Here is a 20,346-nt window from a genome sequence, read left to right on the forward strand (position 1 = left end):
GTGCTAGATTACTAACGTATAAATATCTTGTTAGCGGGCACCTATCCGCGCGCCGCTTCTATCAATCGTTCACGGTCAGCTGAAAACTCAAGCGCTGCCTCACCTCTGGCGCAAGAGAGCTTCGCCTGATGCCGAGCGCTAGCGCGAAACTCCTCCGATCCTATGCGCGACAACGCACCAAGGCATTTCTGCAACCGCAATTGCACCTCGATTAACCCCGCCCCGTCTCGCGCCATCAGCATGAAGGCATCCTCAAATAAATCACTATCGTCCAGCGGCGCAACATAGACTCGAGGATACATAGGCTGTGACTCATCCGGACCTTTTGCCCAGAATGCGAGAAGCCTCATGCTTCGCCCGATCACATCGATCGCGGTGCCGGGATCATTCGTCGCAGGTGAAAGCGCGCGCGATCCTATCTCACTCATGACTGCAAGGCCAAAACGCGGATCCTGATCAAAACTGCGCGTATCTCCAATGATAAAAGCACTATGCATCGCCTCCCTAACCCTCTGAATCTCGTCACCACTAGCGGCACAGCGCAGCCATGCCAGCGGAGTGTCGATTGAAAAGAAGGTGCCAGGATTGTGTAGCACATATATCTCGCAGTCCTGCTCCTCGGAGATCTCCGACAATGCAACCATGTCTATATGCTGGAGGTAGCCGATTTGCCCAGCCCCAACGACAAGCGCATCAGCGGGAATCTCCTCCTCGGCGGACATCAACGGGACACCGCCAAGATAAGGTAAGCCCAGTCGCTCCTCCAGCGCCTTGCGCGTGGCCGCTTCTACTCGATCGGTCGTTTCTCCCACCCGCCCAAACCGCGTGATGTGGTCAATCCACCGCAATAGATTAAGTACGATCAGGAAAACCACGGCCACAGTCACGCAAAACAAGACTGTCCGCCCACTTGGGCCGTAAGCGCCTGTCCGTAGCACGATGATGCCTACGATGGCAAAAATAAAGGAACCGACGAATGTCGAAAGAACTCCCTGCGTCACCTTATCTTCCATCATCAGACTAGTAGCTCGCGGCGTGACATTGCTGGTAGCGGCCGAGTACGCCGAAGTCATCGCCGAAAGGGAGAATGTCGTGACGGCCAGCATTGACGACGCGATGATATTGAGCAGGCTATCTACAGCATCTGCACCTAAAGCAGGTAATTCCCACGGCAGTACATACTCCGTCGCGATTGCTAGAATCGCAGTAACAACGCCCAAGAGTGCGTAGATTGAGGTTCTCAACCACAATTTCCGCGTCAGTTGCGACAAAAGCCAGCGCCAACGTGACATATCCACTACCCTCCACTTGTTAGGCCTGACAAGCAGAAGGCCCTGATCGCGTATCCACTGCCGCTTGTCGTAACAGAAGGTAGTCTAGAGAATCTGCAGAAGTTTCGCAAAGAGAGCAAGCCTCCCGCTTAGCGGGATGCACTCCCTTCTGACAAAAAAAACCCCATATCTCGACTGAAGCTTATGCAAATCCTATAGGCGCAACTTTGCTCAGTACGTTATCGTATAAGCGTCTAGCAAGGAGAAGCTTATGTTTTTCAATGACTGGTTTAGCCTAGCGCGTGTGGCTGTGGTGGGCATGCTCGCTTATACGGCCCTCATCCTGATGTTACGGACTTCAGGTAAGAGAGCTTTATCCAAAATGAACGCCTTTGATCTCATAGTGACAATCGCGCTAGGCTCAGTTCTCGCTACAGTCCTATTAACAAAAGATGTGGCGTTAGCAGAAGGAGTCGTTGCATTCGCTCTTCTGCTGAGTCTTCAGTATCTACTCACATGGTCTTCAGTGAGATGGAAATTTATAGAATCAATAGTTAAAGCCGAGCCTACTCTCTTGTACTTTGAGGGGCACTTTCTTGAAAAAGCAATGCTTGATCAGCGTGTGACAAAGGCTGACATCTACGCTGCAGTACGATCTCAGGGGATACCAGGCTTGTACGAAATCTCTGCTGCCGTACAAGAATCGGATGGCAGCATTAGCGTACTGAAGAAAACCAAGGGCAAGCCTTTACCTATCCTTCATGATGTAAAACACCGAGAAAGTTAAGCTTCGTCCATATTTACCTGTAACGCATAAGGAAACAGCATGAAGCATTTAATATTTGTAGCGATTGTCATGTCCTTTTCAACTGGGCCGCTTGCAGATGACAGCTACCAAGAGGCTGACGCTAAATTAAACAAGTCTTACCAAGTCATCACCAAGAAGCTAAATGACGACCCTGACACCAAGAAGTTGTTAGTTCAGGCGCAACGAGATTGGTTACGCTTTCGTGATTCTGAATGTGCCCTTAGAGCATCTACAGTGACTGGCGGTAGTATATATCCTATGATTATGGGGCTTTGCCTTACTGAGATGACCGAGAAGCGCGTAAAAGATTTGGAATACTACGCAGCTTGTGAAGAGGGTGATTTATCTTGCCCTATTCCCCAATAAGCTTATGGCCTTCGGGCCTTTTTGTTTAAACGTGTAGTAACAAAAATTATTATTTAATTTGTAAATGTGAGAGTTAACGTGAGTACAAATAACGGAGCCACGCAGGCAATGCTTTACGACGCAAACAAGAAAAGTGTTGGCGTGACATATCTTCTTTGGTTTTTCCTTGGCGGGCTCGGAGGCCATCGCTTTTATGCTGGCAAAACCGGTAGTGCTATTGCTATTTTGGCGCTGACCCTACTAGGACTCCTCCTCTCAATGGTAGGCATAGGACTATTTTTATTGGCGATTGTAGGGATTTGGGTACTCGTCGACGCCTTCCTCATTCCCGGCTGGATCCGTAACAGAAACACTTTGCTGGCTACCACGCTATCAAACAATGGTGTGCTGCCGCTCTGACTAAACAATTTCATCCATAGGCGAGCTTGATGTGTAGATATAAAAGCAGAATGAGCAAAGTTTTAAACCTCACTCTGGCCGCTTTTCTCACTTTGGGAAGTGCCTCCCTGCAAGCCCAAGACAGTTAGCGCCAGCCGGCGCACCACTGCTACCAATGGGTCCTCGCCCGAGAAATCGCCTAAGTTCAACCTAGGCTTTAGATTGGAGCAACGGCCACCCGTCCGAGGCATCACTAAGCTCGCACACTCGAAGCTTCGAATATATGACCACAATCTCTGCAAAGCCAGAGGCGCTCATATAAAGCCAAGTCGCTCTCGTACTCTCGCCTTGCCTCTGCGTTTGTTTTCATTTTCATGCTTTTAATCGCTCTCATCAACAAATAAAGCGATAGCGAGAGTATTGCTATGAACAACATAAAATTCGTTGTTAAGCCCTCATACAAGAAAACCATAATCGTCGTTAAGGAGAAAACAAGCACAAGCAACGAAGCAGTCGCTAGGCTCAATACCGACCAAAATAGATTTTGACGCGGGTTAACCGGCGGGGCGGCGCGTTGGGCTAGAGCCGAAATACGAGTCTCACCCTTAAACCCGGTACTAACCCCTTGCTGATACACCATTTCGCAGCGCTGCGTATGACGAGAGCCGCACTCAGGACAAATGTACTTTTTAAGATTCATACCCATATTAGACGGTCATATTGCCACGCACATTCCTATGAGTTAGGTATGTTTTTATACGAAGCTTGTTGAATTGAACATTTTTTCGCACCCATAGTTCAACGGATAGAGCACCGGCCTTCTACACCGAGTGTTGCAGGTTCAAATCCTGCTGGGCGCTCGACCAATGACAACCATTACCGGCAAAATGATTTCAGATGCTGTAAAGCGGGTAGAACAGCGTGGCGCTCTGGAAATGGCCATACGAGTTTTAGATACCGTTGGCATGATGTTTGTTATGGTTGTCGAATCGGGATGGTCCAAGCCGATGTTACTCAAGGACTAAGACAGTTTTTACGCGAACGGGCGTCCATGTAAGGCTGTGGTGGCGTGTGGAAATCTGAGCAACAAAAAAGCCGCAAACCATTAACTGGTGCGGCTTTTCGTGGCAGAGTGAGGAACTCTGTGTAGGTATTCTGGTAGGCAGTACTGAAACGAGGGTGTCGCTGTAATCTATTGATCTATAAGCACTCTATGTTCTTGCTATCTCGCTCATGCCCCCATTTATGCCCCCAAAAGATTTAGTCATCGTTTAATCGCCCACTCGCCCCATCGCTCCCTTAATACTGTAGCTCAAACCCGATAGTTACAACACTAAAGTTGACTGCCGGATAAACACACCCGAAAATACTGTTTATTTACACAGCATTAAGGGCAATTATGAGCTACACAATCTCCCTGCAAGATGCCCCCTCAGGCATCACCGAACGAGCTAAAGCTGAAGCAGAATATCGGTTCCAGCGTACCCTTGAGCGCGCCCTCGGCACCGAAGAAGAGGTCATCGAAGCGTACCGCGCTTGGCAAACAGCTGAAGAAACCGCTGAGACAGAGCTATCCGATGAAGAAATCACTTTAGTTAAGCGTTGGATCGCTGCCGCTACCCGTGCCCAGCAAGATGGTTTCCGTGAACTAGGCGAATCAGAGGCTTGGTTTGAAATTAGACTTGAGCGATAAACCTGCAGCCACTAGGGGACTTTAGACACTGCTGGGGCGATCGAGATTGCACCTGCTGCGGAGCTTAAGCCTTAATCTTTAGGACAACTTAAGGAAATTAGCGATATAGTTAACTACAGATGAGTGCTATATATTCCGTTTAGTTCCCTTTACGTGACAGGATTTTTGTCACGCTTTAGCGGAGGAAGCTGACCACCGCCTTATGTCGTGCCTTGCACTCACCATACAAAAATACTAGATCAATGTAGGCTTCTGCTAGATCATCCCAACTATCCGAATCAAACACTGGTATATCTAGGCATGGCACAGCAAGATTAGCGGGTAGCGGTGGCCGCTTCGATGGCTGACTGTATCCCGCGCAGCCGGCCATCATCAATACGACAAATATCAGGCAAAGGTGCTTGAATAATCCTGTCACGGTATTGGGTGATAACTTTAGGTTTTGCATACTGTAATTCCGTAATGATGTTGTGCAGATCCCATGAGGCTTCGGCCATGCGCTCGACATCAAGCTGGTACTGAGCAAACGCCTCAAGGCGAGCGGCTATTTCTGTATCACTAACGCCCTGCTTGTACTGGTGCTTGCCATAACCCCACACACAAAGAAAAAGGGCTGCCAAAATAGCAGCCCCTGTTATTGCAGATCGGATAGACATAGCTCTCGCTCCGCTTTTCGTCGATTATGCAGACCTTGGATGTATCGCCCTCCTGCATGCGACCAGTTAGGTGTGCCATCAGGCTTATAAGCCAGTAGCTCACAGCCGCGCTCGAGCTCACCTGCATTAACGGCCTTAACTGACTCACTGCTGCAGGTGCTTGGCCAGCCAAAGTTATGCGCATGGCTAGTTAGAGCTTCAAACACACTTTGAGGCACCGCCACGTTGATGCATTGCTGAAGCGCCCGTTGCGTCTCAAGCACTACCTGCTGCTCAACTTCATCGCATTTCTGCTTAGACCAACGCTCACCGACCACAACCGGATAAGGGCTTGTATGCTTAGTAATCCCTTTGCAAACCGTAGGCAGGCCACCCGCGAGCTCGTCAGCGTACACAACGTACTGATTACTCCCCTCCCATCGCTCCAAGAAAGACATAACAACGGGGCTACCAGCTAAAACAGCAGCCCCTCCCACAAAGAAGTACTTCACTAACCGCTTTTTCATTACTCTGCTCCACATTGCTGCGCTTCGCGCTCACGCTTAATGTCACGACGCCACTTCCAAATGAGATAGCCAGCCTGAAGCACGATATAAATTAAGGTGGCTGCACCGATGACGTTATTTAGGCTTATCCCTCCTGCCAGCGCTGTTGCCGTAACAGTCACTGGAGGTGCAGCTTTAATGGCTTCGGATGCAATTTCTGAATTCAATTTGATGCTCCTGTGGGGCATAGCAGCCTCCGTGTAGACGTAAAAAAGCCCCCTGCTTAGAGGGGGCCTAGAAAACCAACAGCACAGCACCTAACGTCTGGCTGTCAGCAGCAATACGATAATTAAAATAATTCCAACCGCAATTAAGTACGGCGGGCAGAGTTGCAAGTACTCAACCATGAAAGCACTCGAAAAGGTGTCAGTTATTACCCAATGATACCAAAGCTGTCATTTAATGAATTCGTACTCAGTGATAACACTTATCATTAACAGGTCTAAACTGAACGGATCTCATACTTACGAAAAGGCGAGATTCGTGTAGCTGCCATGCAGCGTTGATCTGGATCCGTGCGGAATAGCTTCCAGCCAAGATATACCTCTAAGCAGCGCTGGCCCCACCAGTACCACTGCCACTGGAGCATCCAACCGACTTGGCCACGTTCATTCTCTGCCAGCCAGAATGAAAGGTTACCTACGCCGCTATCCCACTTCGCGCCTTCATCACGGATGTACAGAAGCCTCATGCCTCGCTGGTCGTAACCCAGCCAGTGAGCCACTTGGTACGCTGAATTGCGCCAAATCCATAAAACCCGACACCACCACCTAAGAAGAGCTTTGGTTTCATAATCACCCTGACCAAAGGTTCGCCTTAGCCATGAGTCTTTGCCATAACCTCCCAGCCACCATTCATCAACCGGCGCATCGTGCGTAGTCATCCACCGCCACGGGCTCATTAGGTACTCTCGCCCTCCTTCGTAATAAAAGAATAAGGCCCCAAGCGGGGCCAGTATCCATGCAGCTATTTTGGCTAGCCAGACTATCACGGCACTGAGCAGCCATCGACAGGCCGAGATAAGAAACTTCAACGATGTAACAATCACGGTTTTGTCTCCGTTTTAAGAAAATGAACTTTTTTACTCGTCGAGGGATGCAACCCCGAAGAAAAACCTATCCCACCCTGACTGAAGCCTTCACGCGCTATGAGCAGGAGGTTTCGCGATTTAAGAAAAGCGCCACTCAAGAGCTATCAATCATGAAGTGCTGGCGCAATACCTTCTTGGCCAACCGAACGCTTAACAGAATTCGGCACACTGACCTAAAGCGACTAAGGGATGAGTGGCTACAAAACAGAAAGCCAGCGACCGTTGTCCGGCGGCTGGCACTCCTATCGCACCTATTTACTGTTGCCCGTAAAGAATGGGACTTCACAATGCTGGCCAACCCCGTTCAGCTAGTAAGCAGGCCTACCGTCGACGATGCGCGTGATCGGCGTCTATTTGAGCGAATTAAGCTAAGAGGAATATCTACAGAGGAATGCCCCGCTCACGAGCTAGAGTGGATTATCAAAGCTACCCGATCTAAAGAGTTGCCCACGATTCTGGTGCTGGCTGTTGAAACCTGTATGCGGCGCTCAGAAATTGTGGGTATCCAACGCCAAGACGTTGACCTGATGCATAGCGTCGTACGATTACGAGATACCAAGAACGGTCAATCACGGGACGTACCGCTCACACCCGTAGCGCGTGAAGCTTTAAGAAAGTGGCTCGCCGGCAAACCTTTGCGCGGCCCCATATTCGAGATGCAGCCGGGATCCGTTACCCGTGCTTTTATACGAGCTCGCGATCGCGCCAAGCGGCTCTATGAAAAGCTTTGCAAGGCGCATAACCGACGCCCTAAAGAGCACTACTTCAGCGACCTACGCCTTCACGACTTGCGACACGAAGGAACATCACGACTCGCAACGGTTTATGCCGCCCACGAGCTTGCCAAAATAACAGGCCACAACTCAACGAAGATGCTGCTTCGGTACTACCACCCGAGAGGCTGGGAGTTAGCGCGCAAGCTTACCCGCTCTCTACTGGGTAGAAAGCAACTACTCAGGCTGCGCTCGGGTTACTGCCCTACCCATACTGGCTTTAGCGGCCGCCCTTCTGAATCGGGGAACGCTTCATCGGCTGGCCAATCTCTGAGTGCTTGTATGTAAGTCTGCAGCTCAACATATTGCGCTTCAGTCAACGTAGGCTCTAGCTCCTGTTCAAGCTCGTCACGATGACGGTTACGCAGCCATTCAACGGATGCAATTTGATGATCTCGCCAAGCGCGTTCTGAGGCCTCGTTAGCTTCACGCTTAGCCTGCTCATTCAGCACCCAACTTCCATCCTGCCACTCATAAAACTGGCCGGGAGAAGCTTGTGTTGTCAGCCAACTAGGAGTCTCGCCTAAACCATCATACTTATCGCCATTAACTTCAGTGCCAATGGTGTATTGCTGGCCATCACTCGTTAAGTAAAGCTCAGCCTTGCGATGATCATCGATCACTTGCCATTGACCGGTGCCCTCCTGACCGTAATCAAGCGACACACGTTCTAAATCAGTTACCCACTTAGCCACTCGGCCTTCAGGCGCTTCTGGTGGGGATACAAAAACGGCCCCAAAAGGAGCCGTTGTCGTTTCTTGTTCGTACTGGAATACTCCAGCACTGTCGGTCTGGAAAGACTTCATAATCAATTTCCTATAAAAAATGTCGTTATAACTGCAAATGAAAGACACATAGCGAGTAAGCAAATGGATGCGTTACAGCTACTCAACGGCAGTCTTGGCAGTACGGTTTACTCAGTTAGCGACAGCCCAGAAACGGCAGTATCAGGCGTGTTTGCCGCTACAGGCGGGGCTGTAGGTATTGTCGCCGAAGGAAGTGGAGCTCTTAGGTATCTTCGTGTAACTTTCAATTCATCAAGAATTGCGCGCTCATCTATAGAAACACGTGGTTCAAACTTAGCTTTAGCGCCTCGCGTTCATCTATAAATTCTTGGCAATAAAGCCGTGTTTTCAGGTCTGGTTTCAGCGCCGATACCATCGCCAGTCGTTGAGGTTTCCCACCGACCGCTTGAGGTTGTGTTTGTAGGCAATACTTCGTATCGAGATGAAGAGCCGCCCTGAAGATTGCCATTAAAGAGCGCGTGATTGACTGATCCTTGAATCCGGATTTGATCGTGCTTATGGGTGCCGAGACGATTATCTTGTGTACTACCTATCACCCGCGCATTTGCAGCGCCATGTACGTTTAACTGCAAATGTGAGGTTGCTCGGCAGTCGACAAAATGACGCGCTCCAAGGCCATAGGCATATGATCGGTGCTACTGGGAGCCCACAAGGTTCACAACACGGGGCTGCCATGAGCTCACAAACAACAGTAAACCAAGCCGCGAATGGCGTAGGCGCCGAATTGGTTCTTGCAATAGGTGACTTTGGCACACCAAGAACTGCGAAAGAAACAAGGACACTTAATGCATCTCTTTGTCCTCGACTCTATCGATAGATGCGGGGTGAAAAGGCTGTATTTAGCGATCTAGTCTCAACAGCAGTGCGTGCAACTCGCGATGCATCAAACAGCACATGGCGATTTCGCATCACGCTGGGATTAACTGTTGAATAAACCATGGCTGGAAGGCCTGTTTCAGAAGAAGCAAAAACCCCGCTAACGGCGTAAACGATTCCCGCCTCAAGGCCATCAGAGGCTCCTCCAAATGAACCCTCAAGGTGTTGAATAGCGTCAGGTTGCTCACTTCCTAGCTCTCTTGCATTTGCAGCGACGCGTACACTTAACTGCAAATGCACGCGTCGTGGGTTCTTATCAAGTTGCCACTATAGAAAGGCACTCACATAATCTCATGACTCAATCTAGTGCGACAGGGGGGAGCCCCGTGGTATTCCCTGACGACTTATGGATAAATACAGTTAACTATAATGAAATAGCCAATGCAGGAGTCCCTAAAACATATGCATATGGTGGCCAAGAAACCCGTCCATCAAATGCAGCTGTTATCCCACGTATCTATCGGTAAATACACGGGATAAGCGCAATGTTCTCAGGCCTCGTCTCGCTACCGTTGCCCTGTACGTTTGTGTACACGCTGCTAAGTTCCGAGTCGGGCGTGCTGTGTAGTAGAAATCTGGGCTCTCCTCCGCTGCCATGGCTAGCTGCAGTAACGCTTCCACGAACACGTACAGACCCTATATAAGCCACATGGTTTTGTGTAGATCCCATCTGCCTCACATTTGCAGTGTCAGCGTCAGTTCCAGTAAAACGCAGGAACATATCACGCAAATCTGGCGCGCGGAACTCAGTGCTACTCACATCGCAAATCTTGTATTCCCCTGCTACCCACGATGCAGAAGGTACCAATAACCCCGATGCCTGAAAACGGGCATACAGCGACGCATATTCGGTTTTGCTGAACACTCCACCAGTGGCATCAATTTGCCAAGGCAGTGGGCTAGGCGTCCAACCAAACTCGACCTCCCCTACTCTTGGTGATGCATACCCAGTCCAGCTACCGATGGTCATCCACTGCAAAATGCTCTGGCGCTGCAGAACATAAATGATCGGCCCCACATTCGAGCTAGGGACTGTCTCGTAAACGGGTAAAGACAGAGCTCGGATAGCCTTAGCCAGCGAGTCAGTTCCGCTCGGGGTTAAAGTAAGCCCTGCATCTAGCACTGCTTGTTGAAGGTGAGCAAAAAGGTAGTTCGCCTTTTCATCAGCAATTTGATGAATACGGTTAAATTGCTCGACTGAAGGAGGCACCGAGCCGATTGTGGCCCAGCCTTGCTTGTACTGAGCATCATCCCAGTTATACGTGGAGCCATCTTGCCCCCACTTGTATCCGAACGATGAGAAAAAATCGACAGAAGCCATATTTACCCCATAAAAAAAGCCACCCTCAGGTGGCTAATAAACTTAAAAACTCATTGCTAGGCAGATCGAGCAAGCACGCCCTCACCGAAACCAAACAAACCTTGGGAAATAAATCCAAAGGGCTTTTCATCCGTATTAGCTAACAACTCAACTCCAACACCTGCGAGTGCCGGCACCCAGCGTTCAGCATTGATAAGCAAAGCTGGGTTTGTATCGGGTGTAGAGTTGAACCACACCCCTAGCTTTGCGTTTCCCATGTCGCGTACACGCACAATCGAAGCATCGAAAATAGCTTTAACCGAAGCTGCAATTTCGGGCGCCGTGCCATGGCCATTATTTAAGCCAATCCTCCAATACAAAATCTTGCGATACTCTGTGTCTTGCAAGCGCGTGGATCCAGCTACCTCTGGCTCGTACTGCCGACGAAACCGAGCACTTCCAAAGCCCATCACATCAGGCTGGCCCTCAAAGCCGAAAAACGGCACATACAATGCATCATCAATGTCGCGAGGCTGGCCAACAATTTCACCAATACCGTCCAGCTGCTTTCCAACAGCAGTATCAAGCCAGCGCTCGTCGTAAAGAGCCTTTAGCTGTTTATGATTCAACGGGGCATACAGCGCTCGCACCACGGACTCTAAACGCGGTGAGTCACCAAACTGCGCCAAAAAGTTGCCCCAAGCAATATCGGCATGGTCTTGGTCTAAATTCATTACGTCACCTCGATTCGGCTGGAATCAAACAAGGCCTTTTCAACGCCTTCAATCGTAATGTTTTCAGCACCGTAGTCCGCTGGCACAGGAACATAATCGGGATCTGTTGAGTAAGCGAACGACAAATCAACTTCAGCAATGCCGGGCGTCTCATAAATGGAGCAGAAAAACCTTTGGATGCGGACGTCCTGACCAATAACATGGGCTTGCCCGGTGCGTAGGATGGCACCAGCAATTTGTTCAAAACCATCTGCAGGAAATGACTGCTCCTCTGGCGGCAGGAGCGTTACTACCGCTCTCACCCAGACGTAGACTGGCGTGGGCCTGTCAAAATAGATCTCTTGTGAGCCCTCTGGCGTAGACAGCACCTTATGTATTGCGCCGTTAGTATCAATGCCACCGCCTTTATATTTATAAATCGCTGCAGCAATATCATCATCGATGCCACCATCGACAATGACATGGATACTGTGTGGCAAGCGGCCCTCGGCATCTACAGCATCCGTGCTGTTCTGAAACACCCTGATATCAACGATGCCGGGCACATCATTCAATAGGTTTGGGCCAATGCTAGGTAACGTTCCAGCTCCGAATCGAAAGACCCCCAGCCGATATCTAGCACGAAGCTCTTGATCTGTTTCCTCAAGGCGTCCCACAGCGCCTACTTGTAAATTTGAAACCCTAGTCCAACCGTCAGTTAGAGTGATAATCGTGTCTAGATCACCGACATCGGCCAGTTCTGGTATTGCGTCAATCGTTTCAGCCAATACCGCTGAACCAACATCTGAGAATGACAGGTTTGCTGAAAGAGTAGCGTTAACTCCAAGCGTCATCGTCGATACAAGGCGGATAGATGCGCCATCACTGGAAACTTGAAGCCCACTCGTTGAGAGTGCTCCCATCAGCCCTGTCAGTATTTCGCCAATAGTGCCCGTAGCGTCACTGGTATAGCTGTATGCCTCTGCATCGATAGTTATGGTGTAAGTAGCGTTGTTCTGGATAACAGGCACAATACGCACATCAGCTGCAGCCGCGGCACTAATCGTCACATCGGCAGTAGTTTCCCAAATGTTTTGCGTAGAACGGTGCCGAATCTGCGCACCTCTACGAACAACGGTTCCGGGAACACCGTAAGCTACTACATAGGCGCGAGACTTTTCCGCTTCAATTCGACGTACGCCTGAGAATGAGACTGCTCTGTCTAGCGATGCACCCACTGCGGAGCCGGGGTACATGGCGTAATAAACGCCCTCTCCCATTTCCCATAGCGCCGCTTCGCGATCTGCAAAGGTGTCGATCAAAACCCCCATGACTGAATCGGGACGCGTTTCAATATCACTAGGCAGGCCCTTAGCGCGCAAGTTAGAACGCATAGCCTCGATGATTTCAACTCGAATCTCAGGAAGACGAGGACGAACGAACCCCTCCGGAGTCACACCGTAAGTTGTCATGCTTAAAGATCCTATCTAGTGACAGAGACCGAGACTGGCCCCTCTATTGTTTGAATGTCTGGTAGCGTAATGCGCCCTTGCCGTGTAGCAGCATCAATCTCTACCTCAACGCGAGGCACAGCCATAACGCCGGGTACATCACGCACCTTTGCTCGAATGATGTTTTCAATTTCAGCGCGGCTAGGCGACTTAATTAGTATTTTTTCGAGATACGGAACACCCCAAGTCTCATCAAGAAACCACTCGCCAAGAAAAGTGAGCAACGTCACCTTTACCTGCTGACCGATACGTTGAATGCCATCAACCAAAATGGCGTCTTTATTGTTGGATAGCTCTAAGTCGTGCAATCTATTGAGCTTTAAATCAAAACTCATATCGGCCCCCCTGTGGTGCCACCACTATCACCGGGATGTTTGTGATGAACTAGGCTAATTCCATTAGCAACCACATCACCTGTAATAGAAGCAGTGTTTTCACCTCCGCTACCGACCATCCCTTGCGTATAGGTCAGAAGCCCATTAACTGTGGTGGGTGCATTGATAGTCAGGCTTGGGGCATCAATCGTCATATCTCCACTAGGAGCGATTTTGAAAACGCCCGCTCCATATTTCACAGTTACGTTCTCAGTATCAGCCGACATGCCGGGGCGCATAACAGGTGACGCAAAACAATCTGTTAAATCAAATTGCCTAGGATCATCAGGCGCTTGATTGGAGCCAGACAACCAATTCTCTAAGCTGCGTTGACTGAAGTTAAGTTTCACCGGATCTCCGGGCTTCAATGGCACCGTTATCAATGCTCGACCACCATCCGCAATTGGCCAACAAACCGGTACCCGGACAATTTGAGGAGCTGGAAGCGTTTCGCCGTTAGCTAACTGTTTTGGAATAGCTGGCTTAACAGTGGCTGTTGTTCCGTCATAAGAAATAATCTCGCCCGGCAGACAGACATTAATGTCTGCAAGCGCTGCGTTAATAAGCTCATTCATTAGCTATTCCCTTGTGGTGAATCTCGCTCGACCAGCTCAAGCTCGGTTGTGAAATCGCCGCTACCACCCACATCACCGTTATGCCTTAAGCTTTCAACTCGAAACCAGTCATTAACTGAGCGTGACTCAAGCTTTACGAGATCGCCCGGATTTAGCGTTGACAGCAAGAGCGAAGTAACGCGCCATCCATCTACTTGCTGTCTGGCCGAAACAATGTTCTTGTTATCGCCTGTGCGTTTGTCTTTCACCCGCGCCTTTTCACGTGCACCTTTGCGCATACGTTCGGGATGCCCGATTAACCCTGAGTCTGCCGACAGCACGAAACCTTGGCGCTTGGTAGTGCCTCGGCGAGGAATGATCTGCAGCTCACCATTTTGTACTGAGTATTCAAGCCCTGTGCCCTGCACTATCTTGTGTAGTGCCACACGGGCGGCACCGTAGAAGCTAAAGCCGTTCTGCCACACGCGATCAGCTACATCATTGGACATGACGAGCCTCAAACCCATCTGCCTTGCGATATCCGCAATAATCACATGAGCCTTCGCGCCAGCACCGTACCCTAACGAGACGACTGTGTCTCTAATTTCAGCAAAGCCGTCCAGTACATCGATCTCAGTAACGACATCTGGCCCATCAAAGTACGTCCAGCCATAGAGAACGGTACCGTAAGCAATTAATAACGGACCATCCTCCTCACCATACCCAGCGTATAAAACAGCCACATTGTCAGGCTCAACAATCGAATCTCGTGTTTCCTGATTTAGGTTCCAAATCCTAATTTTGATTTCATTGGGATTCTCAGAGGCGTCCTTCGATATATCGAATGTGATGCGCAGTGGGGGCAGGATCTCCACACCCTGCTCACCCGCTGGCCCGATAAGCAACCTGTATTGACGATCAAAGCGAGGCAACTTCTTCCTCCAACAGGTAATAAAGGGTCGCGTGACCATTTAAGAAGCAATGCCGATCCACAACCATTTCAGGATCCTCTGCAAGAACGATAAACTCGCCGGCAGGGACGCTTAAGTGACGGAACTGCGTTAAAAGGGGCATATTGGAAAGCAAAACCACACCTTGCAATACAGCCTCATTGTTAGCGTTAGAAATGCCCATTACCCATATTTGCGCTTCGCTATTCCAGTCAAACCGCAAAAAGTAGGTCAGATCATCTAGGCTTGCTTCAACCACAAAGCTATTCTGGTCCAGCATTGGGATAGTAATCATGTCGCTACAACCTCCCCTCCAAACACAGACCTGCTAGTGTTACCGTTCACTTTGCCGCTAAATAGTTCATCCAACGTGCTTTGATTCGCTTTAGGGGTATTTGCACTATCAACCTTGCCGCCTTTAGCTGCTGTCTGACCAGCCTTGCCTTGTGCGCCACTGCCGCTACCTGTAGCACCGGGCTTAACCTTTTCAGGCGGTAAATCTGCTTGCCGCAGTTGAGCCTTATCTATCTTTTGGAACTCACAATCCAAGGTGATTTTCTCACCCTCGTTGGTGCGTGAAATCTTCGCATTAGACATTGCATAATCGGTATAAATGTCCATGCCAGTCACGATTGTGATAGGAAGGCGTTGCGCGTGAATCTCTCTAAGTGTGGCTTTGGCCTCGATAAGCTTTGATCGCCCACCAGCGCTGAACAGCCTTACACCTGCTCCTGTCACCACGCCAGATAAAGAAAGACGCTCAGGCTCACGTGTTATGTGGTCAGAAATAACAGTCCCATCCTCAACTGGATAGGCGCTGATGTTCGCTGTCAGCTCTGTATCTTCAATTAACAAAGCATCGAGTGCTAGACTGCCGATCATGGACCGTTGGCCATCTAAGGCGAATAGTAAGGATAGAAATGCCATATGACCGCCCACAAAAAAGCCCGCACTACGCGGGCGACAACTTATATTTCTTGAATAAACTTATAATTAACTTATAATGGAGCCATGAACTCGATATTCTGGACTCCTAAAGCCGCCAAGCAGCTGCGTAAGATAGATAGGCAACATCAGAGCGCTATCCGTGATGGAGTCAGCAGCCTAGCTCAGATGCCAGACTGCCAAAATATCAAAGCGCTGACGAATCACCAGTATGACTATCGTTTGCGCATCGGAAATTACCGCGTCCTATTCGATTGGGGCATAGAAGTGAAAATTATCGAAATCCAAGAAGTGAGGAAACGTGATGAACGCACCTACTAATATCCAAATTATTAACGGCCCAAGTGGGGCGCCTGCCTTTGTCGTCATTCCCTACGACGAGTACATCGCTAATCACACCAAAGATGAGGGCCTAATCCCTCACGCTGTGATTAGTAGCACTGTGGATGGCGCTACGCCTGTCCGTGCTTGGCGTGAGCATCTAGGCTTAACTCAGGCTGACGTCGCGGCTCGCCTTGGGGTTAGCCAATCCGCCTACGCTCAACAAGAGAGCAGTGAGCGACTGCGCAAAGCTAGCATTGAGCGAATCGCCGCCGCACTTGAGATATCACCTGCACAGCTTGATATTTAGCACAACAAAAAAGCGCCTCAAGGGCGCTTTGCTTTTATTCTCTTTAAACGCTGTTGCGTATGGCTATATGCGCTCAGCAATAAGACGCGAACTATTTATTTTTTAGTTGGTTCTGGCAGCGAAGCTTGTGTGGCGTTCTGCGCAACCGCCTTGGGAGCCATCGCCGCTAACCCGTTCGCGTTATTGCCAACCAAAGAGCCCTGCGAAGGCCTTAATGATTGTAACCCATTGGCGCTTTTCTGCTCAAGGGAACTAGGCATCATTACTCTTAAATTGTTAGCGCTATCTTGAGCAAAACCTTTCACAGTAAACTTTTTATCTGCCATGGCACACCTCAAAAGCAAACTAATGTATTTTAACAATCACAAAAGACGTAAGGCATATTGTACCAACAATAAAAGACGAGACACTCAGTCTACCTAGTAGCGTCAAAACAAAGCTTCTATCCCGCTCTTGCCGATTAGTGACCATATTTTGAATATATATTCTACTCATTTTAAACTCACCGAGCACTGAAGCCATGCAAGTCATATAGCTAACGGTACAAATATAAACGAAATACAAGCTCGGAAAGCCAACTTCAAAACCATCACTGTTTACAAGGCCAAGCAATAACGCTAATCCCCCAGAAGAAAAAAGTAATAATTGCTTATTAAGCTCTAAGCCATAATTAAGCCATGCAGTAACAGATGCACCATAAAATGCGGCATCCCTCTCGACGGTCTCTACTTCGCCAGCCTGAAAAAGAAGCCGTTTCTTTTGGCTGAAGAACTCCTCGTCTGTTAACAGTCCGTCTCCCCTTAAGTCAGCTAATTTTCTCAGCTCATCAGCAATACTCATGCTCACCCCTACGTAACTGAACAATGCAAAGACTATAACTCAACGTAAAAACACATTAATGCTGACTTTCCGCCCAACTTAATGCAGCCCCGAAAAGTTCGCCGTCATTGTTTGGGAAAAGCAAAAAATATGGCTTCTGCCTAGATTCGCTATGGATAGTTACGCCATCCACATATAGGCTCACATTAATTATTTTACCCAGCGCTATTGCAAAAGACCTTTCCAAGCTGGCGAAAATCACTCTCTTTGTAGTCACGATCAAATCTCCGTCAGCCTCAACTACATCTTCCTCTACCGTTTCAGCATGGCCTTTGACGCCGCCAACACGATAAGACACCCCTTTTGCTATGCGAAAACTAAACCCCTGACTTCCTCCCACATAAACCCTACGCCTTTTAACGCCCATAAGCGAGGCCGACATTTTAAGACAGGCAACCTCATTTCTTTGAAGTCTCACCCCTCCAACATCTATCGGCTCAGCGCTTCCTTCATAAATGGCACAAGCTCGCCGTAGCGTTTCCAGACTGGCTAGCTCTCTACGTGCTAGCGTCTCCGGTAAGCCCAAGGCTGATACTAGCCACTTTGCAGATTCGAGCTCTTCAGCTGTCACCCTTCCATCCTCGAGAATGGCATCTTTCATTTTAAGAAAAACAGCCATTTTCTTTCTGTCCGGGAGCCTCCCTTTTGCGGCAGCCCTTGCGCTTTCTAGCTCATTTATTTCTTCTTGCGTCAAGACACCATCACTGACAGCTGCGTCTAATAGCTCTGCATACTGCATATGCTCCGGCCGACTCAACATGGCTCCCTGAGCTCCTGCCTTTATTACTCCAAATACCGCCCTCAGCATGACCGCATCTCCTATAATTCAAACCATTACAAGAGTTTACAAGGACGTTCGCATGAAACAAAGTTTCTTAGCCATCGTATTAGCTTTGAGCTCAGCAACAGGGTGGGCTAATGAAAATTTGGGCTACTTAACAAGTGGTCAGTTATATGAAACATGTAGAAAGCCTGTGGGTGAGTATGCCTGCACAATGTTCATATTGGGCGTATTCCAAGGAATGGATGCACAGGCTTACTTGAGTAAGGCTGAGGAACAGTGCATCCCCTTAAGTGATATGACTAATGGAGACCTTAAAAACATAGTAACTGGCCATTTAGCCGCTAATAAGCAGCACGGAGCTGAACCTGCAGCTACAGCTGTGATACTGGCTCTTGGTTCCGATGAGTGCAAAGCTAAGCTAATGCCTCAACATTAGGCGGTGTCCAACGTCGGCTTACAACTCTGTCTGTTGCCCTACTCACCGCTTGTCCCGCAGCGTTCGCTAACGCTGATGGATTGTTAGTTTGCGCATGGATATGGGTTTCATTTGTGATCTGGTTAGTTTGACTAGGGCTGAAAGATTGAGGACGCTGTAAGGCCCCCATCTTATCAGCGTAAGGATTACGCATCCTCCCCTGACGCTCTCTAGCCTCTGATGCATCCTCCCCCGACAGCACCCAACTATCTGGCAAGATCTTCTTGAGCTTGTCCTCCAGCCAGCCTAAGGCTGCAGTCCACTTATCCTTAAAGTAATCAGTCACACGATCCCAAATACCATCAATAAACGATCGAATTGATTCGAAATTGCGGTAAATGATGGCGGCAATTGTCGCGACCGCTGCAGCAATAACTACTGGCCAACCGACCACGCCTGCTATGGCTGTCACGATAGGCGCGAGAATCCACCGCAGGATAAATGCGGCCAATGGTTTTAATAAAGCGAAGCCCTTGAAGATCAGTGGTAATGCGTAGAGCCCTACCCATATCAGCAGTGAACGAATTGGGGCAAGGATACGCCAGAGCGCATACACGACTAATGCAATTGCACCCCACTTCTTAACCCATCCGGACAGCTCCTCATTTGAGCCGCCAAGCATATCCTTTACATACGTTAGGAACCCTTTAACGCTATCAATGGTGCCTTGCCATTGGCTGTACTCGCCAAACCATCTTCCAAATAGCGAATGGCCACCTTGGGTCCAAACAAGTATGTCCTCGCCAATTAGGTACAGACCTGCTAATACCGCTGCCATTTTCAAGAATGGCCCGAGTGCACCTAACGCCAGTGGTCGCAGCTTTGTCATGGCTGCCGCCAATGCAGTGAATGCTCCAATCTTGACGATTGCCGCCATGTTGTCAGCGATAAGCTTCGAAACAGCATAGAACCGTTCACTTACTCGGCTGGCCTTATTCATCTGATTGATGAAACGACCATAAGCGTTACGCATGATCGTCATGCCACGGCCAAACGTCTTGGGCATACGTTCGAACTCGTCGTTTACGCCCTCGCCCATCCGCAACAGGCCTTGCACTAGCTCTTTACTGGTTAGCTTGCCCTCTGCGCCCAACGAGCGTAGCTGGCCAATCGAAACTCCGAAGGCCTCTGCAATAGCCTGAGCAAGTCGAGGGGCCTGCTCCAAGATCGAGTTAAGTTCCTCACCGCGCAGTACGCCGGATCCCAGCGCCTGACTTAGCTGAATTAATGCAGCTTGCTGTCCTACCTGAGAGCCGCCCCCAATGGTCATTAACTTCCCAATGGTGTCGGTTAGCTGGAGTGACTGGTCTAGCTGCAGCTCGAGCTCTGCGCGGTTACGTTGAACTGCCGTAAACAAGTCACCGGTAGCTAAGTAGTCCTGCCCCGACTCTTGAGATACCGCGTATAGGCGTTCAAGAGCTCGTTGTTGCTCTTCAATCGAGTCAGTCGTTAAGCCTACACGCGCTTCAATGCCTGACCATTCGTCGATCATCCGCGCAGACTGGAATGTACCTAACGCCGCTAACGCAGAACGCACGTAGCCACCGATAGCTGAGTAGCCGCCACCAATGTCACGTACATTCTTAGCTGACCGGCGCTGTTCACGGTTAAGGCGCCGCTGCTCTCGGATGCCTTTCAAGATACGGCCGGGTACTAAATCGTACTCAGCCAAAGCAACACGCGTGCCCTGACGTAGCCCCTGCACTGCAGCACGGCCTAAGCCGCTAACTTGACGCCCAACTGCCTGAGCTTTGGTTGCGTACTGTTTTAGGCCTGAATTATCGACTTGGTACCGCAGTAGCGTTATGAGCTCTCGGATTACAGCCATTTACTTACCTTTAGCGTATAGCGCAGCCTCAGCTGCAGCTTGTGCGTCCAATAATTGATTAAGGATGATTAGGTCAGCAAAGCCCACCTCAGTGCGATTAACCTCGCCTAAAGTGACTTTGCCGGCCATGATGGGACGCC

At 49.5% G+C, this 20,346-nt stretch carries 30 protein-coding genes; 9 read left to right on the top strand and 21 right to left on the bottom strand.

Annotated features, from left to right (window positions below; all coding sequences use genetic code 11):
• Positions 1–41: 41 nt before the first annotated feature.
• Positions 42–1,292 (bottom strand): DUF2254 domain-containing protein, encoded by a 1,251-nt coding sequence (locus tag AC2UZI_RS08290; RefSeq protein WP_486943334.1) that lies wholly within the window; start codon positions 1,290–1,292, stop codon positions 42–44.
• 250 nt (positions 1,293–1,542) lie between these two features.
• On the opposite strand from AC2UZI_RS08290, the gene AC2UZI_RS08295 reads away from it, so the two are divergent.
• The 5 genes from AC2UZI_RS08295 (at position 1,543) to AC2UZI_RS08315 (ending at position 4,516) form a co-directional block, all read left to right on the top strand.
• A complete protein-coding gene (locus AC2UZI_RS08295; protein ID WP_486943335.1) occupies positions 1,543–2,058 on the top strand; it encodes a DUF421 domain-containing protein in 516 nt (171 codons plus the stop codon).
• 39 nt (positions 2,059–2,097) lie between these two features.
• Positions 2,098–2,445 carry a lysozyme inhibitor LprI family protein gene (locus AC2UZI_RS08300; RefSeq protein ID WP_486943336.1) on the top strand — a complete coding sequence of 116 codons (348 nt, stop codon included), beginning with the start codon at positions 2,098–2,100 and terminating at the stop codon, positions 2,443–2,445.
• 108 nt (positions 2,446–2,553) lie between these two features.
• Entirely contained in the window at positions 2,554–2,844 is a 291-nt protein-coding gene (locus AC2UZI_RS08305) for a TM2 domain-containing protein (RefSeq protein ID WP_486943337.1), read from the top strand.
• Positions 2,845–3,653: 809 nt separating this feature from the next.
• Positions 3,654–3,848, top strand: coding sequence for a phage integrase central domain-containing protein (locus tag AC2UZI_RS08310; protein ID WP_486943338.1), 195 nt, complete (start codon positions 3,654–3,656; stop codon positions 3,846–3,848).
• Between the two features lie 374 nt (positions 3,849–4,222).
• The gene (locus AC2UZI_RS08315; RefSeq protein WP_486943339.1) at positions 4,223–4,516 is read left to right on the top strand and encodes a hypothetical protein; all 294 of its coding nucleotides are present in this window, start codon (positions 4,223–4,225) and stop codon (positions 4,514–4,516) included.
• A 175-nt stretch (positions 4,517–4,691) separates the two neighbouring features.
• Here AC2UZI_RS08315 and lysC read toward each other — a convergent pair whose 3' ends face one another.
• The 5 genes from lysC to AC2UZI_RS08340 form a co-directional block, all read right to left on the bottom strand.
• A complete protein-coding gene (gene lysC / locus AC2UZI_RS08320; protein ID WP_486943340.1) occupies positions 4,692–4,889 on the bottom strand; it encodes an Rz1-like lysis system protein LysC in 198 nt (65 codons plus the stop codon).
• Entirely contained in the window at positions 4,831–5,172 is a 342-nt protein-coding gene (locus AC2UZI_RS08325; protein WP_486943341.1) for a hypothetical protein, read from the bottom strand. The genes lysC and AC2UZI_RS08325 overlap by 59 nt, the downstream gene beginning before the upstream one ends.
• Positions 5,151–5,678, bottom strand: coding sequence for a lysozyme (locus tag AC2UZI_RS08330; protein WP_486943342.1), 528 nt, complete (start codon positions 5,676–5,678; stop codon positions 5,151–5,153). Before AC2UZI_RS08330 ends, AC2UZI_RS08325 begins: the two co-directional genes overlap by 22 nt.
• A complete protein-coding gene (locus AC2UZI_RS08335; RefSeq protein ID WP_486943343.1) occupies positions 5,678–5,884 on the bottom strand; it encodes a phage holin family protein in 207 nt (68 codons plus the stop codon). The genes AC2UZI_RS08330 and AC2UZI_RS08335 overlap by 1 nt, the downstream gene beginning before the upstream one ends.
• Before the next feature lie 275 nt (positions 5,885–6,159).
• Complete coding sequence (locus AC2UZI_RS08340; RefSeq protein ID WP_486943344.1) at positions 6,160–6,765, bottom strand: DUF7338 family protein; 606 nt, start codon at positions 6,763–6,765, stop codon at positions 6,160–6,162.
• Between the two features lie 23 nt (positions 6,766–6,788).
• Between AC2UZI_RS08340 and AC2UZI_RS08345 the strand changes: the two genes are divergently transcribed.
• Complete coding sequence (locus AC2UZI_RS08345) at positions 6,789–7,868, top strand: tyrosine-type recombinase/integrase (protein ID WP_486943345.1); 1,080 nt, start codon at positions 6,789–6,791, stop codon at positions 7,866–7,868.
• On the opposite strand, the gene AC2UZI_RS08350 is transcribed toward AC2UZI_RS08345, so the two are convergent.
• From AC2UZI_RS08350 to AC2UZI_RS08395, 10 genes are all read right to left on the bottom strand, one after another.
• A complete protein-coding gene (locus AC2UZI_RS08350) occupies positions 7,778–8,386 on the bottom strand; it encodes a phage tail assembly chaperone (protein WP_486943346.1) in 609 nt (202 codons plus the stop codon). The two genes, AC2UZI_RS08345 and AC2UZI_RS08350, sit on opposite strands and share 91 nt — an antisense overlap.
• Positions 8,387–9,193: 807 nt before the next feature.
• Positions 9,194–9,502, bottom strand: a complete 309-nt coding sequence (locus AC2UZI_RS08355) for a hypothetical protein (protein ID WP_486943347.1) — start codon at positions 9,500–9,502, stop codon at positions 9,194–9,196.
• Between the two features lie 217 nt (positions 9,503–9,719).
• Positions 9,720–10,583: a hypothetical protein gene (locus AC2UZI_RS08360; RefSeq protein ID WP_486943348.1), complete on the bottom strand. Its 864-nt coding sequence runs from the start codon at positions 10,581–10,583 to the stop codon at positions 9,720–9,722.
• A gap of 56 nt (positions 10,584–10,639) precedes the next feature.
• Positions 10,640–11,296: a baseplate wedge 1 family protein gene (locus AC2UZI_RS08365; RefSeq protein WP_486943349.1), complete on the bottom strand. Its 657-nt coding sequence runs from the start codon at positions 11,294–11,296 to the stop codon at positions 10,640–10,642.
• Positions 11,296–12,747, bottom strand: coding sequence for a hypothetical protein (locus AC2UZI_RS08370; RefSeq protein WP_486943350.1), 1,452 nt, complete (start codon positions 12,745–12,747; stop codon positions 11,296–11,298). Before AC2UZI_RS08370 ends, AC2UZI_RS08365 begins: the two co-directional genes overlap by 1 nt.
• A gap of 11 nt (positions 12,748–12,758) precedes the next feature.
• Positions 12,759–13,121, bottom strand: coding sequence for a contractile injection system sheath initiator (locus AC2UZI_RS08375; RefSeq protein WP_486943351.1), 363 nt, complete (start codon positions 13,119–13,121; stop codon positions 12,759–12,761).
• Entirely contained in the window at positions 13,118–13,735 is a 618-nt protein-coding gene (locus AC2UZI_RS08380) for a Gp138 family membrane-puncturing spike protein (RefSeq protein ID WP_486943352.1), read from the bottom strand. The genes AC2UZI_RS08375 and AC2UZI_RS08380 overlap by 4 nt, the downstream gene beginning before the upstream one ends.
• Complete coding sequence (locus AC2UZI_RS08385) at positions 13,735–14,646, bottom strand: phage protein (RefSeq protein ID WP_486943353.1); 912 nt, start codon at positions 14,644–14,646, stop codon at positions 13,735–13,737. The genes AC2UZI_RS08380 and AC2UZI_RS08385 overlap by 1 nt, the downstream gene beginning before the upstream one ends.
• Complete coding sequence (locus AC2UZI_RS08390) at positions 14,633–14,959, bottom strand: phage baseplate plug family protein (protein ID WP_486943354.1); 327 nt, start codon at positions 14,957–14,959, stop codon at positions 14,633–14,635. The genes AC2UZI_RS08385 and AC2UZI_RS08390 overlap by 14 nt, the downstream gene beginning before the upstream one ends.
• Entirely contained in the window at positions 14,956–15,591 is a 636-nt protein-coding gene (locus tag AC2UZI_RS08395; RefSeq protein WP_486943355.1) for a phage baseplate protein, read from the bottom strand. The genes AC2UZI_RS08390 and AC2UZI_RS08395 overlap by 4 nt, the downstream gene beginning before the upstream one ends.
• A gap of 84 nt (positions 15,592–15,675) precedes the next feature.
• On the opposite strand from AC2UZI_RS08395, the gene AC2UZI_RS08400 reads away from it, so the two are divergent.
• On the top strand, positions 15,676–15,930 hold the full coding sequence (locus AC2UZI_RS08400; RefSeq protein ID WP_486943356.1) for a type II toxin-antitoxin system RelE family toxin: 255 nt from the start codon (positions 15,676–15,678) through the stop codon (positions 15,928–15,930).
• Entirely contained in the window at positions 15,914–16,240 is a 327-nt protein-coding gene (locus AC2UZI_RS08405; protein WP_486943357.1) for a helix-turn-helix domain-containing protein, read from the top strand. Before AC2UZI_RS08400 ends, AC2UZI_RS08405 begins: the two co-directional genes overlap by 17 nt.
• Positions 16,241–16,335: 95 nt before the next feature.
• Here AC2UZI_RS08405 and AC2UZI_RS08410 read toward each other — a convergent pair whose 3' ends face one another.
• From AC2UZI_RS08410 to AC2UZI_RS08420, 3 genes are read right to left on the bottom strand one after another with little or no spacing between them, the layout of a single operon-like run.
• Positions 16,336–16,566 (bottom strand): hypothetical protein, encoded by a 231-nt coding sequence (locus AC2UZI_RS08410; protein WP_486943358.1) that lies wholly within the window; start codon positions 16,564–16,566, stop codon positions 16,336–16,338.
• Between the two features lie 19 nt (positions 16,567–16,585).
• A complete protein-coding gene (locus tag AC2UZI_RS08415) occupies positions 16,586–17,080 on the bottom strand; it encodes an SHOCT domain-containing protein (RefSeq protein ID WP_486943359.1) in 495 nt (164 codons plus the stop codon).
• A 55-nt stretch (positions 17,081–17,135) separates the two neighbouring features.
• Entirely contained in the window at positions 17,136–17,927 is a 792-nt protein-coding gene (locus AC2UZI_RS08420) for a hypothetical protein (protein ID WP_486943360.1), read from the bottom strand.
• 52 nt (positions 17,928–17,979) lie between these two features.
• Between AC2UZI_RS08420 and AC2UZI_RS08425 the strand changes: the two genes are divergently transcribed.
• Positions 17,980–18,339, top strand: a complete 360-nt coding sequence (locus AC2UZI_RS08425; protein ID WP_486943361.1) for a Rap1a/Tai family immunity protein — start codon at positions 17,980–17,982, stop codon at positions 18,337–18,339.
• Here AC2UZI_RS08425 and AC2UZI_RS08430 read toward each other — a convergent pair.
• A complete protein-coding gene (locus AC2UZI_RS08430; protein WP_486943362.1) occupies positions 18,317–20,206 on the bottom strand; it encodes a tape measure protein in 1,890 nt (629 codons plus the stop codon). The two genes, AC2UZI_RS08425 and AC2UZI_RS08430, sit on opposite strands and share 23 nt — an antisense overlap.
• The gene (locus AC2UZI_RS08435; protein ID WP_486943363.1) at positions 20,207–20,335 is read right to left on the bottom strand and encodes a hypothetical protein; all 129 of its coding nucleotides are present in this window, start codon (positions 20,333–20,335) and stop codon (positions 20,207–20,209) included.
• Positions 20,336–20,346 lie beyond the last annotated feature (11 nt).

The sequence above is a fragment of the Paenalcaligenes sp. DL 463 genome (assembly GCF_057475185.1).